The organism is Pseudomonas sp. NFX15, from assembly GCF_049132105.1.
Taxonomy (GTDB): Bacteria; Pseudomonadota; Gammaproteobacteria; order Pseudomonadales; family Pseudomonadaceae; genus Aquipseudomonas.
On record NZ_JAFMPV010000013.1, the window covers coordinates 94,297 to 110,921 of the forward strand.

The following is a 16,625-nucleotide window of genomic DNA, read 5'->3' on the forward strand; positions in this document are numbered from 1 at the left end:
CGCGGTAGTCGATTCAGCGGTCAACGCTGGCGTCGTGCCGTGCGAGAAGCAGCAGCCCGGGCAGATCAGTCATTACCCCCCACCTGTCAGTAGTACGCCGGTGTGCGCAGTCGTATCACCGCCGGGCGTTGGCGTTTCGGGCTGATCAGCTGCTGTCTGCTGCTCCCCACGCCTGCCTGGAAAAACAACTGAATTTCAGCTTCGGCTGAGTTGGCTTTTTGCCTGACTACAGGTGGTCTACATGTTTGTCCTTTCGAAAAAATCCGCGCTTGCGGCGGCGTCCACGAGCCTGTTCGTTCTGCTGTGGAGCAGTGGGGCGATCTTCTCCAAATGGGGGTTGGCCCACGCGTCGCCCTTTGCGTTCCTGATGTTTCGTTTCGTCATCGCGTTGTGTGGATTGATCCTGCTGGTGCCGCTGCTCAAGCTGAAGTTGCCCAAGGGCGGCAAACCGATGCTCTATGCGATGGCCACGGGCGTGGTGTTATTGGGGGCTTATCAGATTTTCTATCTGCTGGCCCTCGACCTCAAAGTCACACCGGGTGTGATGGCGACCATCATGGGCGTGCAGCCGATCCTCACCGTGGTGCTGATGGAACGTCAGCGTTCCTGGCGCCGGATGTTCGGCCTGGCCTTGGGCCTGACCGGGTTGATCATGGTGGTCTATCAGGGGATCGGCCTGGCCGGGATGTCACTGGCCGGGATGCTGTTCGGGCTGCTGGCGCTGGCGAGCATGACGTTCGGCTCGATCATGCAGAAACGCATCACCGAAAATCCCCTCGGCACGCTCCCGGTGCAGTACCTCGCCGGGTTGCTGTTGTGCGCGATCTTCGTGCCTTTCCAGCCGTTTCACTTTGAGCACAGCAGCGGTTTCATCCTGCCGGTGCTATGGATGGGCCTGGTGGTGTCGGTGCTGGCGACACTGTTGCTGTACCGCTTGATCGCCCGGGGCAATCTGGTGAACGTCACCAGTCTGTTTTACCTGGTGCCGGCGGTGACGGCGGTAATGGACTATCTGATCTTCGGCAATCGACTGGCGATGCTGAGCCTGTTCGGTATGCTGTTGATCATCGTCGGCCTGGTGTTTGTGTTCCGTAAATCGGCGTAAACCCAGGAAGGCCCGGAGCCATGCTCCGGGCCTTTTTCATTTGGCCAGCGCGTGCTCGGCCCGCACCGAATTCATGAACGCCTGCATCGCCGACGACTGGATGCGATGACGTCGGGTAATCAATCCGAAGGGCGGCAGCCGCGCCTCGAACTTGATCGGCAGCACCGCGAGCAAATCGCGCCCGGGGTAATCCTCGACCACCGACAGCGGCGTGACGCCGAGCATGTCGGTCTGCTGGATCAATGACAGCAAGGTCATGATCGACGTGGTTTCGACGATGCTGCTGGGGATATCGACCCGCGCGTTGTGGAACACCTGGTTGATGATTGCGCGCATCGGGCTGGGCTGCTGTTGCAGCACCCAGGTCATGTTCTGCAGTTCGGCCCAACTCAACTGCGTGGCCTTTGCCAATGGATTCTGCGCGCCGGAAATCACACACAGCGCTTCCTCGCCGAGGCTGTCGAACAGCAACTCTTCGGCCCGGGCGCCAGCCGGAATTCGTCCCAGCACGATGTCCAGTTGATCCTGCAACAGCGCCTGCACCAGCACATCGCTGGTGTCGACCTGAATGCTCATCGACAGGCGCGGGTGGCTTTGCTTCAACGTGGCGATGGTACGCGTCAACAGCCCCGAAGCCAGTGCCGGAATGGCCCCGACCGCGACTCGGCCAAGGTTGCCGGATTCGAGTGCGACCAGTTCTTCGCGCATGCCGCTCAGTTCAGCGAACACCATGCGTGCGTAGTAAATGACCGTTTCTCCGAACGGCGTAGAGCGCATGCCCCGGGGCAGGCGTTCGAACAACTCGACGCCCAACAGGTCCTCGGCTTCATGAAGCATTTTAGTCGCGGCCGGCTGGGTCATGCCGATATGGTCGGCGGCGCGGCGCAACGAGCCGAATTCCTGCAATGCCAGCATCAACCGCAATTGGCGCAGGCGCAGTCGACTGTGGATCACGTTCGCATCAGGAATTCGGGTCATGGGCCGCGCTCGCAAGAAGGACTGCGGCAAGCCTGACAACAAATGCCAGGCGTTGCCAGCATTGCTGCTTCACAGCACCGATTTTGGTTTGACGACATGGGGTTTGCGCAGGCCCAGCAGCACACCCAGCGCCTTGGAAATCAACGGCCAGAACAGCATCAGCAGGGCCGCCGTGGTCAGGCTGCCCACCAAGGGGTTGGACCAGAAAATCCCCAAGTGCCCGTCGGAGAACAGCATCGACTGGCGGAACGCATCTTCGGCCTTGTCGCCCAGTACCGCCGCCAGCACCAGCGGCGCAATCGGGTAGCCGAGTTTCTTGAACAGATACCCCAGCGCGCCAAAGCCCAGCATCAGCAGCACGTCGAAGAACGCGTTGTGCACCGAGTAGGCCCCGATGGCGCAGACCATGATGATGATCGGCGCGATGATCGAGAACGGGATGCGCAGGATCGAAGCGAACAGCGGCACGGTGGCCAGCACCACGATCAGGCTGACCACGTTGCCCAGGTACATGCTGGCGATCAGGCCCCAGACAAAATCGTGTTGCTCGACGAACAGTGTTGGCCCCGGGTGCAGGCCCCAGATCATCAGGCCACCGAGCATCACCGCCGCGGTCGCCGAGCCGGGAATGCCCAGGGTCAGCATCGGCAACAGGGCACTGGTACCGGCCGCGTGGTCGGCGGTTTCCGGGGCGATCACGCCTTCGATTTCACCCTTGCCGAAGTTGTCGCGGTTCTTCGAAAAACGCCGCGCCAGGCTGTAGCTCATGAACGAGGCGGCGGTCGGGCCACCCGGGGTAATGCCCATCCAGCAACCAACCAGGGTGCTGCGCACAATCGTCCACCAATAGCGCGGCAACTTCGCCCAGGTGCGCAAAATCACCATCGGCGTGATGCGTGCGTGCTCGCCACGAAACACCAGGCCTTCCTCCACGGTGCAAAGGATTTCACCGATACCGAACAGGCCGATCACCGCGACTTCGAAGCTGATGCCGGTCATCAGGATCGGCTGGTCGAACGTCAGGCGCAGGTTGCCGGACACGGTGTCCATGCCGACCGCGGCCATGGCGAAACCGATCATCATCGCCACCACCGTTTTCAACGGCGGGTTCTTGCTCATGCCAATGAAGGTGCAGAACGCCAACAGGTACACCGCGAAGAACTCCGGCGAGCTGAAGGACATGGCGAACTCGGCAATCCGCGTCGACAGGAAGGTCAGCAGCAACACCCCGCACAGGGCGCCGATCAGCGCCGAACTGAACGCAGCGGTCAGGGCTTCGGCGGCACGGCCTTCGCGGGCCATCGGGTAGCCGTCGAAGGTGGTCGCCACCGATGAGGGCTCACCGGGGATGTTGAACAGGATCGAGGTGATCGAACCACCGAACAACGCCCCCCAGTACATGCACGACAGTAAAATGATCGCCGACACCGGCGACATGGTGAAGGTCAGTGGCAACAGCAACGCCACGCCATTGGGGGCACCGAGGCCCGGCAATACGCCGACCAGAATGCCCAGCAGCACGCCGATCACCATCAGGCCGACATGGCCCGGCGTGAGGATCAGGTTCATGCCTTGCAGCAGGGAATCGAACTCGCTCATTTGAAATGTCTCCCGGCCAGGGCAATCCAGTCGCCCATCGGGCCGGCATCCAGCGGCACTTTGAACCACAGCGCGAAAATCAAATAACTGGCCAGCACCGCGCCCAGGGACACGCTGCCGATCATCCATTTGCCGTAAGGCTTGGCGCGGACCTTGTCACGCCACATGAACCAGGCAATGAATGCCGCCGAAGCGAGGTAGATGCCGGTAAACGGCATGGCACCGACAAACAGCGCGATCGGCACGAACACCGACAGCACTTGCTTGAATGCACTGCGACTGACAAATGCCACGCTCAAGGCTTGCCAGCGCACCAGGGCCAACACGCCGTTGGCAAGGCTCGCAGCGCCCAGCAGCAGGCCGATGTAGAACGGGAAGTAACCCGGCTCGGGGCCGGCATCACCCCAGCCGATGCCTTGTTCGAGGCTGCCGTACATCACCACCGCGCCGATCAGAGTGGTGAACAGCGCCAGGCCGAGCTCGACCCAACGGGTGCCGAGCAGCGCCGGTGAATCCGAAGAATGGGACATGAAAACACCTCCAGCAGGCCACGGCCGCCCACAGGCGAGCGGTCGCGACGACTTTAGTTTTTCAGCCAGCCGGCTTCTTTGAACACCGGCGTAACGCGGGCAGTGTCCTGTTCGATGTAGGCGGTCAGCGGCTCGCCTTCAAGGAAGGTCGGCACCAACGCGTTCTGCTTGACGTAGGCCTTGAACTCATCGGTCTGGGTGACTTTACGCATCAGGTCGACGTAGAACGCACGCTGTTCGGCGGTGACGTCGCCCGGCATGAACACGGTGCGCGGGAAGCGATATTGATCGATGCCCAGGCCCTCTTCGTGACAGGTCGGCACGTCGGCCCAGGATTTGTCGCCAGCGACTTTCTCGGTGTAGCCCATGCGTTCTTTACTGAACACACAGAGCGGCTCGACCTGGTCGCCACGCCACTGGCTGATGCTTTCGCTGGGGTTGTTGACGTTGGCAGCGATGTGTTTGCCGGCCAGTTGGGTTGCGGCTTCGCTGCCGCTCTTGAACGGGATGTACACCAGTTTGGCGTTATTGGTCTGGTTCAGCAGCAGGGTCAGGGTCTGGTCGACGTCCTTGGACTGGCTGCCGCCCATGCGCAGGTTGGACGGGTCGGTCTTGACCGCTTCGTAGAAGCCTTTTGCATCCTTCCACGGCGCGCCTTTGTAGCTCCAGAGAATGAAGTCGTCCTCGGCCACGGCGGCAATCGGGGTCAGTTCCCGCCATTCGTAACCAAGCTTGGACACCAGCGGCAACAGGTAGATGTTGTTGGTGCCGATCACCAGTTTGTCGGCATCGCCCTTGCTCATCTTCAGGTCCAGGAAAGCTTCGGCACCGTTGCCACCGCCCTTGTTCAGGACGATGGTATTCACGTCAAGCAGCTTGTGCGTGGTGATGATCGACTGGATCAAGCGACCGAGCTGGTCGGTGCCGCCACCGGGTCCGCCGGCCACGACGATCTCGACGTTCTTGTCCGGTTGCCAGGCTTCAGCGAAGGCGGGAAGGGTGCCGGCGGCGATCAGCGCACAGCCGAGAAACAAACGGGAGGTGCGACGGACGAATGCATTTCGCATGATGGAAGAGCCTCGTTTTTTGTAGTTGTTATGAGTGACTTGTCTACGCCGTGAAGCCGCAAGCCTGGGCTGAGTGTGGGAAGGTGTGGGCGCGGCGTCTAGTCAAAACTATACATACACCGATAGCCTGGGGTTATACCTCCAGTTTCTCTGTAGGAGCAGCTTGCTCGCGAAGGACTCAAGGGCAACGCGTTCATTCAGGTAAAACGCGTTTTCGTTGACGATCTTCGCGAGCAGGCTCGCTCCTACAGGGACCTGCGTTGAAAGGTGGTTGAAAGCACGGCATGACATAACCCGAGGCTATCGCCTGATTTCAAGTTTTGATTAGACGGTTATCACCGCGCCTTCGATAGTGCTCATTAACGCCGTCAAGCAACGGCGCTGCTGTTCCACAACAATAATAAAAGAGGTACGCACCATGGCTCGTTCCAGTGCATCCCTGAACCTGGCCGGCGACATCCTCGCGCCCCAGGTCGCAGCACCCGCGCAGGTCGCCACGACCAAGGCCAGCAGCGTGCGCTGGCGGATCTTCGCGATCATCTTCGCGCTGACCATGGTCAACCTGATCGACCGGGTGTCGTTGTCCATTGCGATGCCCACCATCGCCCATGAATTCTCCCTGTCGCCAAGCCTGCAAGGGCTGATCCTCAGCAGCTTCTTCTGGGCCTATGCGCTGTTACAGATTCCCGGCGGCTGGTTGATCGACCGCTTCGGCCCGCATCGGGTAATCGGCTGGTCTACCGGACTGTGGGGCGTGTTTCAAGTGCTGGCGGCGTTTGCCACGGGCGGCCTGTCATTGTTGTTCGCCCGGGTCGCGTTGGGCGCCGCCGAAGCACCGCTGTTCCCGTCGGGCGGCAAGCTGATTTCCCTGTGGCTGGCACCGAGCGAGCGCAGTCGCGGCGCGGTGTTGATGGACAGCGGCAGCCCGTTGGGCGTGGCCTTGGGCGGGTTGATCATCGCCTACCTGATTGCCTCGCTGGACTCCTGGCGCCTGGCGTTCGTGATCGCCGGTGTCGCCACCTTGGTGTTGGCGTGGCTGGCGCGGCGTTACCTGCGCGATGACCCGGCCAGCCACCCGCAGGTCAATGACGCGGAGTTGCAGAAGATCAACATCGGCCGTGCAACCCCGGTCGCCGAAGCGGCGCGGATGCCGGTCAAAGGCTTGGGCATCGCAGCCCGTTCCCTCAGCGGTTTGCTGGTGGGCCGGGCGAGTTGGGCGATGGTTTATTTCGGGTTGCTGACCTGGGGGCCAAGTTACCTGGCCCAGGCCCGGGGCTTTGATATCAAGGGCATCGGCGCGGCGACTTTTGTGATCTTCATCTGCGGCGCACTCGGCTCGTTGACCGGTGGTTTTCTCTGCGATGGCTTGATCCGCAAAGGCGTGAGTCGCGGTGTGGCGGTCAAGAGCCTGCTGGCGTTTTCCGGCCTGGTGGCCCTCGGCGCGTTCCTGTTGCTGCCGACCCTGAGCAATCCTTTTGCGGCGGTGGCGTTGTTGGCCATGACCGCGTTTTTCCTGATGTGGGGCAGCCTCTACTGGAGCTTCCCGGCATTGCTGGCGGCGCCGGCGCGGGTCGGTTTGATCGGCGGCGTGATGAACATGGCCGGCAGCACCGGCGGCATTGCGGTACCGATTCTGGTCGGTGTGATCCTGCAAGCCGCCGGCGGCTTTGCCCCGGTGCTCGGCTTCTTCGCCGTGTGTTCGGCAGTGTTTGTGCTGGCGACGTTGTTCATCAGCCTGGATGAGGTGCGTCATGACTAAGGTGTTGTGGGACGGCCCGATCATCGACGCCCATCATCACTTCTGGGACCCGAGCGTCAATGATCACCCCTGGCTCGCGCCCGAGGCCAATATTCCATTTCGCTACGGTGATTACGGTGCAATCAAGCGCCGTTATTTTCCTGAGGATTACTTTGCCGACGCCGGTGAGCATCGGGTAGTGCAAACGGTGTACGTCGAGACGGAGTGGAACCCGCAGGACCCGATTGGCGAAACCCGTTTCATCGAGCAACTGGCCGCCCGCTATGGCGTGCCGAATGCAGTCGTGGCGCAAGCCTGGCTCGATCACCCGGACGCCATCGATGTGCTCACCGAACAGGGGCGCTTCAAGCATGTGCGCAGCGTGCGGCACAAACCTGGCGGGCCGACCGCGCCGGCGCAAGTCGGGCACCTGCGCAGCTTGATGAGCGACGAACATTGGCGCCGCAGTTACGCCGCGCTCGAAGGGCTGGGCCTGCATTTCGATTTGCAGACACCGTGGTGGAACCTGCACGAAGCCGAACGGCTGGCGCGGGACTTTCCCAACATCACGCTGATTCTCAACCATGCTGGCTTGCCCAATGACCGCAGTGCCGAAGGCCTCGCCGGCTGGCGCCTGGCTATGGCGCGACTGGCGCAATGGCCGAACGTGCAGGTGAAGATTTCCGGCCTGGGGCAAGGCGGCCAGCGCTGGCGCGCCAAGGACAACGCCTGGATCGTGCGTGAAGTGATCGCGATGTTCGGCAGCCAGCGGGCGATGTTCGCCAGCAACTTTCCTGTCGACAGCTTGTGTGGCTCGTTCGACGACATCTACAGCGGTTTCAAATCCATCGTCGCCGATCTGCCCATGGCCGATCAGGAGCGACTTTTCTACAGCAACGCGCAGCGGGTCTATCGCTGCGAGCCTTGCGCCATCGACCGGGCGCAGCCTGAACCCTTGAGGAGTGAAGCATGAACAAATCCACCATCGCGATAGTCCTTGGCGACCCGGCAGGCATTGGCCCGGAACTGATTGCCCGTTTGTTGGGCGAACCCGAGGTGCGTCGTCAGGCCAACGTGATCCTGATCGCCGACGAAGCGCAAATGCGCCGTGGCATGCGCATCGCCGGGATGGAGTTTCCCTATCGTCGCGTCGAGTCGCTGGAGCACCTGGCTTTCGTCGATGACACGCCGCTGTTCTATGACTTTCGGGGCGACACCGTCGGCGAATTTCCGCGCAGCGAGGCCAGCGTCATCGGCGGCCGCTACAGCCTCGACACCCTGGAAAAAGCCCTGCGCCTGACTGAGGCCGGCACCACCGATGCGGTGCTGTTCGGCCCGTTGAACAAGACCTCGCTGCACATGGCCGGCATGGCCCACAGCGATGAGCTGCACTGGTTCGCCGAGCTGCTGGATTTCCACGGGCCGTTCTGTGAATTCAATGTGCTCGATAACCTGTGGACGTCGCGGGTGACGTCCCACGTGGCGCTGAAGGATGTGCCCGGCCTGCTCAGCGAGAAACGGGTGGTGGAAGCGATCCAGCTGATCGACACCGCGCTCAAGCGCAATGGCCTGGAGAAACCGCGGATCGGCGTGTGCGGACTCAACCCGCACAACGGCGACAACGGCTCGTTCGGTCGTGAAGAACTGGACATCATTGGCCCGGCGGTTCGTTCGGCCCAGGCATTGGGGATCGCAGCGGACGGACCTTATCCGGCCGATACGATTTTCCTCAAGGTCCAGGGCGACGCCAGCGCCTTCGACGCGGTGGTGACCATGTATCACGACCAAGGGCAGATCGCGATCAAGCTGATGGGGTTCTCCCGCGGCGTGACGGTGCAGGGCGGCTTGCCGATCCCGATCACCACCCCGGCCCACGGCACGGCATTCGATATCGCCGGGCAGGGCAAGGCCAACGTCGGCGCGATCCGCCAGGCCTTCGAAATTGCTTGCCGGATGGGTACCCGTAACAACTGACACGACGCAGCCCCTGTGGGAGCGAACCTGCTCGCGATGACGGCCTGACAGACACTTTTGCAGTGGCTGAATGACCGCTATCGCGAGCAGGCTCACTCCCACATTTGTTTTGTGTGTGCCCGATAACTCTATCCACCCAATATCTGCTTTTTGCTATCACCCCAAGTTATCGCCGGATACGCATAAGTGATTATCCGCCACCCTTTGCGCTGGCTAAAGTCGCTCCATCGAATGACCGCAAACGCTCCAACAGACCGCTGCGATCAGGCGAATGACAACTACAAAAAGCCCGCCTTGTCACTTCCGCAAGGCACACACCGGCAGCAAAGGAACTTATCCATGACCCGTCCAGATTCCGCCCTGGCTTTGTCCAGTGCCATCTCACAAAGCCGGCTGCGTCTGCTGCCGTTTCTGATCCTGATGTACATCCTAGCCTTCATCGACCGCTCCAACGTCGGCTTCGCCAAAGCTGCTTTGCTGGCCGACACCGGGCTCGGCGACGCGGCGTTCGCCTTTGGCGCGAGCTTCTTCTTCATCGGCTACTGCCTGGCGTATTTCAGCATTCAGAGGAGTGTTTACGGTGTGGTGTTCTACCTGCCGACCCGCATCGCCGGCCTTCTCGGTGCGCTGTTGCTGTCCCGATTTCACACCACCCACACCCCCAAATCCCCCTCGCAGCTCACACCGGCTCAGGTTGGCTGATCACTACCCAAGCGTTAGCAAGGAACTGTATTCATGAAAATTAAAGCGATCCGTACCCGCGTTTTCGAGTGGAAAGGCAAAGTCGTTCCACCCCAGGCGCACTTCTGCACCAACGCCAGCGACATCCTGTTCGAGCGTGGCGATGCCATGGGCTCGTTCCGTTTCCACGGCTGGCTGGTGGTGGAAGTCGAGACTGACACCGGCCTCGTCGGCATCGGTAACTGCGCCCTGGCACCCCGTGTGGCCAAGGAAATCATCGACACTTACCTGGCACCGATCGCCATTGGCGAAGACCCGTTCGACAACGAATACATCTGGCAGAAGATGTACCGCCAGAGCCACGCCTGGGGCCGTAAGGGCATTGGCATGGCAGCGATCTCGGCGATCGACATCGCGATCTGGGACATCATGGGCAAGGCGGTGAACAAGCCCGTATTCAAACTGTTGGGCGGCCGTACCAAGGAAAAGATCTGGACCTACGCCTCCAAGCTCTACGCCAACGACAACCTCGACCTGTTCCTCGAAGAAGCGCAGGGCTACCTGAGCCAGGGTTTCAATGCGCTGAAAATGCGCTTCGGCTACGGCCCCAAAGACGGCCCGGCGGGCATGCGCCGCAACATCGAACAGGTGCGTGCGCTGCGTGAGTTGGCCGGCCCGGACGTCGACATCATGCTCGAATGCTACATGGGCTGGACCCTCGAATACGCCCGCCGCATGTTGCCGAAACTGGCGGAGTTCGAGCCGCGCTGGCTCGAAGAACCGGTGATCGCCGATGACATCGAAGCCTACATCGAGCTCAAGAAGATGGGGATCATGCCGATTTCCGGCGGCGAGCACGAGTTCACCTCCTATGGCTTCAAGGACCTGCTCGAACGCCGCGCCGTCGACGTAATCCAGTACGACACCAACCGTGTTGGCGGCATCACCGCCGCACGCAAGATCAACGCCATGGCCGAAGCCTGGTCGGTGCCGGTGATCCCGCACGCCGGGCAGATGCACAACTACCACCTGACGATGTCCACCACCGCCTCGCCGATGGCCGAGTTCTTCCCGGTGTTCGACGTCGAAGTCGGCAACGAACTCTTCTACTACGTGTTCAAGGGCGAGCCGCAACCGGTCAACGGCTTTATCCAGCTCGACGACCACACGCCGGGCCTGGGCCTGGAAATCTCCGATGAGTACCTGAGCGAATTCAACATCATCGAGTAACCGTCCGGCGCCGCTTGCGGGCGGCGCCCACCACGACTTTTCGGAGGGCCGACATGCGCCTGATTCAATTTGAAAACGCTGATGGGCAACGCCAGGTCGGCGTGGTTGTGGGCGCTCAGGTCCAGGTGTTGCACGATGCCCGCAACACCCGTGAACTGGCCCTGGCTGCGATTCGCGCCCAGCACAGCCTGCAGGAAGAAGTCTTGCTGCGCGGCAGCGAGCCCGGCCCGGATTACGCGACGTTGTTGCAGCAGCACAAAGTCTTGCCGCCACTGGATCATGAAGACCCGGCCCATTGCCTGATCAGCGGCACCGGCCTGACGCACCTGGGCAGCGCGGACACCCGGGACAAGATGCACCAGCACGACGGCGAAGTGGAAGCCGGCATGACCGACACCATGCGCATGTTCAAGTGGGGCGTGCAGGGCGGTAAACCGGTGGCGGGGCAGGTCGGTGCGCAACCGGAGTGGTTCTACAAGGGCGACGGCAGCATCGTTGTGCGCCCCGGTGCGGATTTCCCGGTGCCGCCGTTCGCCGAGGACGCCGGTGAAGAGCCGGAGCTGACTGGCCTGTATGTGATCGGTGATGACGGCCAGCCGTATCGCATTGGTTTCGCCCTGGGCAACGAGTTCTCTGACCACGTGATGGAGCGGCGTAATTACCTGTACCTCGCCCATTCCAAACTGCGCTGCTGCTCCTTTGGCCCGGAACTGCGCGTCGGTGAATTGCCCAGGCACCTGGTCGGCACCAGCCGCATCAAGCGCAACGGTGAAACGATCTGGGAAAAGGAGTTCCTCAGTGGCGAGGACAACATGTGCCACAGCCTGGCCAATCTGGAATTTCATCACTTCAAGTACGCGCAGTTTTTGCGTCCCGGTGATGTCCACGTGCATTACTTCGGCACCGCCACGCTGTCGTTTGCCGACGGGGTGAAAACCCAGCCGGGGGATCGCTTCCAGATCAGCCTCGACGAGTTCGGCGCGCCGTTGGTCAATGGCATCGGCGAGAGTGCCCAGCCGCTGGCCATCGGACAGGTGCGCACACTCTGACCCTGTAGGCGCCGGCTTGCCGGCGAAAGCGATTTCGCGGGCGAGGTTGATGTTTGGCGGTGCATCGCCTTCGCCGGCAAGCCGGCTCCTACAGGTCTGCAATCGATCAAGGAACCCCACATGACCACAATACTGGGACACAACTATATTGGCGGTCGCCGCAGTGCCAACGGCACTGTGCGCCTGCAAAGCCTGGATGCGACCACCGGTGAGCCGCTGCCCGGCGTTTTCTATCAGGCGAGCGAAGCTGAAGTGGATGCAGCGGCCAACGCGGCGGCTGCGGCGTACCCGATCTACCGCCGCCTGAGCGCAGAAAAGCGCGCGCAATTTCTCGACGCCATTGCCGATGAAATCGACGGCCTGGGCGATGAGTTTGTCGCCACCGTGTGCCGCGAAACCGCGCTGCCGGCCGGCCGTATCCAAGGCGAACGGGGACGCACCAGCGGCCAGTTGCGGCTGTTCGCCAAGGTGTTGCGCCGGGGTGATTTCTACGGGGCACGCATCGACCGTGCATTGCCGGCTCGCCAGCCATTGCCGCGTCCCGATCTGCGTCAATACCGCATTGCCCTGGGGCCCGTGGCGGTGTTCGGCGCGAGTAACTTCCCGCTGGCGTTTTCCACCGCCGGCGGTGATACGGCGTCCGCGCTGGCCGCCGGTTGCCCGGTGGTGTTCAAGGCCCACAGCGGGCACATGGCGACCGCTGAATGGGTGGCCGACGCGATCCTGCGCGCCGCCCAACGCACACAAATGCCGGCGGGAGTGTTCAACATGATTTATGGCGGTGGCGTCGGCGAATGGCTGGTCAAGCATCCGGCGATACAGGCGGTGGGCTTCACCGGTTCGCTCAAGGGCGGCAACGCCCTGAGCCATATGGCTGCGACGCGCCCACAACCGATCCCGGTGTTCGCCGAGATGTCGAGCATCAACCCGGTGTTCCTGCTGCCTGATGCCCTCAAGGTGCGCGGTGAGCAGATCGCCGCGCAATTGGCCGGTTCAGTGACTTTGGGTTGTGGTCAGTTCTGTACCAATCCGGGGTTGGTGATTGGCGTGCGGTCGCCGCAGTTCAGTACATTCCTTGAGACCTTCTGCGCCCACATGAACCAGCAATGTGCACAAACCATGCTCAACGCGGGTGCGCTGGTCAGTTACAGCCACGGCTTGGCTGAACTGCACGAACATCCAGGATTGACGCACCTGGCGGGCCGCCCGCAGCAGGGTAATCAGGCACAACCGCAGGTGTTCAAGGCCGATGTCAGCCTGTTGCTTGAGGGCGATGAGCTGCTGCAAGAAGAGGTTTTCGGTCCGACCACCATCGTCATCGAGGTCTCGGATCGGGCGCAACTGGCGGCGGCACTACAGGGCTTGCGTGGGCAACTGACCGCGACGTTGATTGGCGAGGCCGACGAATTGCTAGAGTACCGCTGGCTGGCGGAGCTGCTGCAAGAGAAGGTCGGGCGGATTTTGTTCAACGGCTATCCGACCGGTGTCGAGGTATGTGAGGCGATGGTGCATGGCGGGCCGTATCCGGCGACGTCCGATTCGCGGGGTACGTCGGTGGGGACCCTGGCGATCGATCGCTTCCTGCGGCCGGTGTGCTTCCAGAATTACCCGGATGCGTTGTTGCCCGAGGCGTTGCAGGACGCCAATCCGCTGGGGATTCGGCGGTTGGTGGATGGAGAGGTGAGTGCTTCGGCTTTGTGATTGTGGGTGTCTGATCTGTCGCTTTCGCTGGCAAGCCAGCTCCTACAGGGTTCGATGTCGCGTACAAATTTTGTGTACGACTCAAATAGTGTAGGAGATGGCGTGCCACTGAAGGCGTCTTCGGCAACACCACCGCTAACGGGCAAGTGCCCTGACCGGCTTCAACACCAACCACAACGCCACCGCAATCAATACGCCGCCATACACATGCGCCATCGACAACGGCTCATCGAGGAACAGTCCTCCCCATAACACCCCGAACAACGGAATGAGGAAGGTCGTGGTCATCGATTTCACCGGTCCGATCGAGCTCAGCAAACGGAAGTAAATGATGTAGGCAAACGCCGTGCAGCCCAGCCCCAACCCCAGCAACGACAGCCACACGCTCCAGCCGCCCCAGCTCGCGGGTGGCTGGCTGATCACGCTGTAGCCGAACAGCGGCAGCAGGAACAAGGTGGCGCCAAGCATGCTGCCCAACGCCGACAAGCGGCTATCAAGGCCACCGGCCTGATCCAGCCAGCGTCGCGCCAGAAACCCCGCAAACCCATAGCACGTGGTCGCGAGCAGGCAGGCGAGGGCACCCATCAGCAGTTGCAGATCGAACGCCACCGGCCCCGCTCGCGTCAGCACGCCCACGCCGAACAGCCCGAGGAACACGCCGCCCAGTTTGGCTCCCGTGAGCCGTTCATGGAAAAACAGGCCGCCGATCAGCACGCCCATCAACGGGGTCGTGGCATTGAAAATCGACGAATAACCGGCAGGCAGCACCTGTGCGGCAACGGAGTACAGGGTCGCCGGGATGCCGGAGTTGATCACCCCGAGCAGCATCACGGTCTTGAGCTTGCCCTTGAAGTCCCAACTGATGCGCATCAGCCCGAGAATCACCAGCAGCCCGGCAGCGGCGATGGAAACTCGGAAGCAAGCCGTAGGAATGCTGCCGATCACCGGGGCGATGATGCGCATGAACAGAAAACTCGCACCCCAAATGGCCGCCAGTGACAGTAAACGGAATGTATCGACGGGGTTCACAGCGCGTTCCTTCCTTGATGGGGACGAGAGTGTTGCCGAGCGCTCGGCCGATGGCAACCGCAAAACGGGCATTTAATTTGCCCGCAAAATTACGCTTCTCCTGCACCCGATTCACTGGCTAAGCTCAAGCCTTCAAAATTCCCGCAGAGGTCTCACCATGCCGCAGCAATGGCCAGCCGCCGACATCGCCCGCTTGATCCTCGATGGCTTTGACGATTACCGCGAGCATTTCCGCCAGATCACCGACGGCGCCCGGGCCCGCTTCGAACAGGCCCGCTGGCAAGAGGCGCAAACGGCGTCGGCAGCGCGAATCAACCTGTACGAAGAAAAGGTCGGTGAAACCGTGGAGCGCCTGCGCACCGCATTTGACGCTGGCACCTTGGACGTCAGTTGCTGGCCGCTGGTCAAAAGCGCCTACATCAGCCTGATCGACCTGCGCTTTGACGATGAATTGTCCGAGACCTGGTACAACTCGATCTTCTGCGGGCTGTTCAGCCATGACCTGATCAGCGACGGCTGCATGTTCATCCACACCACGCGGCCGAGCCTGCGCCGGGCCCGAGCCGCGCAAACCCGCACCTACAAGCCGCAAGGCCAGTTGTCGGTAATGCTGGCAAGCATCTTCGCCGACTATCGCTTCAGTGAGGACTACGCCGACCTGCCCGGCGACTTGCGCCGCCTCGAAGCGCAACTGCGCGAGAACCTGCCGGACTGGGTCTGCAAGGATCCGGAGCTGAGCGTCGAGCTGTTTTCCTCGGTGCTGTACCGCAACAAAGGCGCGTACCTGGTCGGGCGCATTTACACCGCTGATGAACAATGGCCGCTGGCGATTCCGCTGCTGCACCTCGAAGGTCGCGGTATCCAGATCGACGCGCTGATCACCGACGAGGCGGACGTGTCGATCATCTTCTCGTTCACCCGCTCGTATTTCATGGTCGATGTGCCGGTGCCGGCCGAATTCATCGGATTCCTCAAGCGCATACTGCCAGGCAAGCACATTGCCGAGCTGTACACCTCGATTGGCTTTTACAAGCACGGCAAGTCCGAGTTCTACCGGGCACTGATCAATCACCTGGCCAACACCGACGACCAGTTCATCATGGCCCCCGGCGTGCGCGGCATGGTCATGAGCGTGTTCACCCTGCCGGGGTTCAACACCGTATTCAAAATCATCAAGGACCGCTTCTCGCCGTCGAAAAACGTCGACCGCGCCACGGTGATCGAGAAGTACCGGCTGGTGAAAAGCGTCGACCGCGTCGGGCGCATGGCCGATACCCAGGAGTTCGCCGATTTCCGTTTTCCGCTGGGCAAGTTCGATCCGGCATGCCTGGAAGAATTGCTGGAAGTGGCGCCGTCCACGGTGTCGGTCGAAGGTGACACGGTGCTGATCCGCCACTGCTGGACCGAACGCCGCATGACACCCCTGAACCTGTACCTGGAAAACGCCAACGACGCCCAGGTACACGAAGCCCTTGAGGATTACGGTCTGGCGATCAAGCAACTGGCGGCGGCCAACATCTTTCCCGGCGACATGCTGCTGAAGAACTTCGGCGTCACCCGTCACGGCCGGGTGGTGTTCTACGACTACGACGAGATCTGCTTCCTCACCGAGGCCAACTTCCGCCACATCCCGGCACCGCGCACCCCCGAGGACGAAATGGCCTCCGAGCCGTGGTATTCGATCGGTCCGCTGGACGTGTTCCCGGAAGAATTTCCGCCGTTCCTGTTTGCCGATTCGGGGCAGCGCCGGCTGTTCGACCAGTTGCATGGCGAGTTGTACAACGCCGACTACTGGAAAAGCCTGCAAGAAGCGATTCGGGCGGGGAAGGTGATCGATGTGTTCCCGTACCGGCGCAAGGGCCTGGACAACGAATAACCAACACACCCTGTAGGAGCCGGCTTGCCGGCGAAGGCGTCAGGTCTGACGATGCAAGGCTCAAGATG

At 61.6% G+C, this 16,625-nt stretch carries 13 protein-coding genes and 1 pseudogene; 9 read left to right on the top strand and 5 right to left on the bottom strand.

All coding sequences use genetic code 11. The features are described 5' to 3' along the window. Window positions 1–241 precede the first annotated feature (241 nt). Window positions 242–1,105, top strand: coding sequence for a DMT family transporter (locus J1D76_RS15865; protein ID WP_421139188.1), 864 nt, complete (start codon window positions 242–244; stop codon window positions 1,103–1,105). A gap of 36 nt (window positions 1,106–1,141) precedes the next feature. Here the strand turns inward: J1D76_RS15865 and J1D76_RS15870 are convergent, their stop codons facing one another. The 4 genes from J1D76_RS15870 to J1D76_RS15885 form a co-directional block, all read right to left on the bottom strand. Then, window positions 1,142–2,083, bottom strand: coding sequence for a LysR family transcriptional regulator (locus tag J1D76_RS15870; RefSeq protein WP_421139189.1), 942 nt, complete (start codon window positions 2,081–2,083; stop codon window positions 1,142–1,144). Between the two features lie 69 nt (window positions 2,084–2,152). Then, window positions 2,153–3,682 (bottom strand): tripartite tricarboxylate transporter permease, encoded by a 1,530-nt coding sequence (locus J1D76_RS15875; protein ID WP_421139190.1) that lies wholly within the window; start codon window positions 3,680–3,682, stop codon window positions 2,153–2,155. Further along, window positions 3,679–4,212, bottom strand: coding sequence for a tripartite tricarboxylate transporter TctB family protein (locus tag J1D76_RS15880; RefSeq protein WP_421139191.1), 534 nt, complete (start codon window positions 4,210–4,212; stop codon window positions 3,679–3,681). The genes J1D76_RS15875 and J1D76_RS15880 overlap by 4 nt, the downstream gene beginning before the upstream one ends. A gap of 53 nt (window positions 4,213–4,265) precedes the next feature. Then, complete coding sequence (locus tag J1D76_RS15885) at window positions 4,266–5,279, bottom strand: Bug family tripartite tricarboxylate transporter substrate binding protein (protein WP_421139192.1); 1,014 nt, start codon at window positions 5,277–5,279, stop codon at window positions 4,266–4,268. 418 nt (window positions 5,280–5,697) lie between these two features. On the opposite strand from J1D76_RS15885, the gene J1D76_RS15890 reads away from it, so the two are divergent. From J1D76_RS15890 to J1D76_RS15920, 7 genes and pseudogenes are all read left to right on the top strand, one after another. Beyond that, the gene (locus J1D76_RS15890; RefSeq protein WP_421139193.1) at window positions 5,698–7,038 is read left to right on the top strand and encodes an MFS transporter; all 1,341 of its coding nucleotides are present in this window, start codon (window positions 5,698–5,700) and stop codon (window positions 7,036–7,038) included. Next, a complete protein-coding gene (locus tag J1D76_RS15895) occupies window positions 7,031–7,990 on the top strand; it encodes an amidohydrolase family protein (protein WP_421139194.1) in 960 nt (319 codons plus the stop codon). The genes J1D76_RS15890 and J1D76_RS15895 overlap by 8 nt, the downstream gene beginning before the upstream one ends. After that, window positions 7,987–8,991 carry a 4-hydroxythreonine-4-phosphate dehydrogenase PdxA gene (locus J1D76_RS15900; protein WP_421139195.1) on the top strand — a complete coding sequence of 335 codons (1,005 nt, stop codon included), beginning with the start codon at window positions 7,987–7,989 and terminating at the stop codon, window positions 8,989–8,991. Before J1D76_RS15895 ends, J1D76_RS15900 begins: the two co-directional genes overlap by 4 nt. A gap of 339 nt (window positions 8,992–9,330) precedes the next feature. Next, a pseudogene (locus J1D76_RS15905) lies at window positions 9,331–9,534 on the top strand (MFS transporter); the annotation flags it as partial. Window positions 9,535–9,726: 192 nt separating this feature from the next. Continuing rightward, on the top strand, window positions 9,727–10,902 hold the full coding sequence (locus tag J1D76_RS15910) for an L-rhamnonate dehydratase (protein ID WP_421139196.1): 1,176 nt from the start codon (window positions 9,727–9,729) through the stop codon (window positions 10,900–10,902). Between the two features lie 53 nt (window positions 10,903–10,955). Continuing rightward, a complete protein-coding gene (araD1, locus tag J1D76_RS15915; RefSeq protein ID WP_421139197.1) occupies window positions 10,956–11,951 on the top strand; it encodes an AraD1 family protein in 996 nt (331 codons plus the stop codon). A gap of 120 nt (window positions 11,952–12,071) precedes the next feature. Continuing rightward, window positions 12,072–13,652 (top strand): aldehyde dehydrogenase (NADP(+)), encoded by a 1,581-nt coding sequence (locus J1D76_RS15920; RefSeq protein ID WP_421139198.1) that lies wholly within the window; start codon window positions 12,072–12,074, stop codon window positions 13,650–13,652. Between the two features lie 135 nt (window positions 13,653–13,787). Here the strand turns inward: J1D76_RS15920 and J1D76_RS15925 are convergent, their stop codons facing one another. After that, window positions 13,788–14,681, bottom strand: coding sequence for a DMT family transporter (locus tag J1D76_RS15925; RefSeq protein ID WP_421139199.1), 894 nt, complete (start codon window positions 14,679–14,681; stop codon window positions 13,788–13,790). A gap of 157 nt (window positions 14,682–14,838) precedes the next feature. On the opposite strand from J1D76_RS15925, the gene aceK reads away from it, so the two are divergent. Next, a complete protein-coding gene (gene aceK, locus J1D76_RS15930) occupies window positions 14,839–16,557 on the top strand; it encodes a bifunctional isocitrate dehydrogenase kinase/phosphatase (protein WP_421139200.1) in 1,719 nt (572 codons plus the stop codon). Window positions 16,558–16,625 lie beyond the last annotated feature (68 nt).

Coding starts and splice junctions, on each gene's coding strand:
- J1D76_RS15865 (WP_421139188.1), top strand. CDS start 242: ATGTTTGTCCTTTCGAAAAAATCCGCGCTTGCGGCGGCGTCCACGAGC.
- J1D76_RS15880 (WP_421139191.1), bottom strand. CDS start 4,212: ATGTCCCATTCTTCGGATTCACCGGCGCTGCTCGGCACCCGTTGGGTC.
- J1D76_RS15890 (WP_421139193.1), top strand. CDS start 5,698: ATGGCTCGTTCCAGTGCATCCCTGAACCTGGCCGGCGACATCCTCGCG.
- aceK (WP_421139200.1), top strand. CDS start 14,839: ATGCCGCAGCAATGGCCAGCCGCCGACATCGCCCGCTTGATCCTCGAT.
- araD1 (WP_421139197.1), top strand. CDS start 10,956: ATGCGCCTGATTCAATTTGAAAACGCTGATGGGCAACGCCAGGTCGGC.
- J1D76_RS15895 (WP_421139194.1), top strand. CDS start 7,031: ATGACTAAGGTGTTGTGGGACGGCCCGATCATCGACGCCCATCATCAC.
- J1D76_RS15870 (WP_421139189.1), bottom strand. CDS start 2,083: ATGACCCGAATTCCTGATGCGAACGTGATCCACAGTCGACTGCGCCTG.
- J1D76_RS15885 (WP_421139192.1), bottom strand. CDS start 5,279: ATGCGAAATGCATTCGTCCGTCGCACCTCCCGTTTGTTTCTCGGCTGT.
- J1D76_RS15900 (WP_421139195.1), top strand. CDS start 7,987: ATGAACAAATCCACCATCGCGATAGTCCTTGGCGACCCGGCAGGCATT.
- J1D76_RS15875 (WP_421139190.1), bottom strand. CDS start 3,682: ATGAGCGAGTTCGATTCCCTGCTGCAAGGCATGAACCTGATCCTCACG.
- J1D76_RS15910 (WP_421139196.1), top strand. CDS start 9,727: ATGAAAATTAAAGCGATCCGTACCCGCGTTTTCGAGTGGAAAGGCAAA.
- J1D76_RS15920 (WP_421139198.1), top strand. CDS start 12,072: ATGACCACAATACTGGGACACAACTATATTGGCGGTCGCCGCAGTGCC.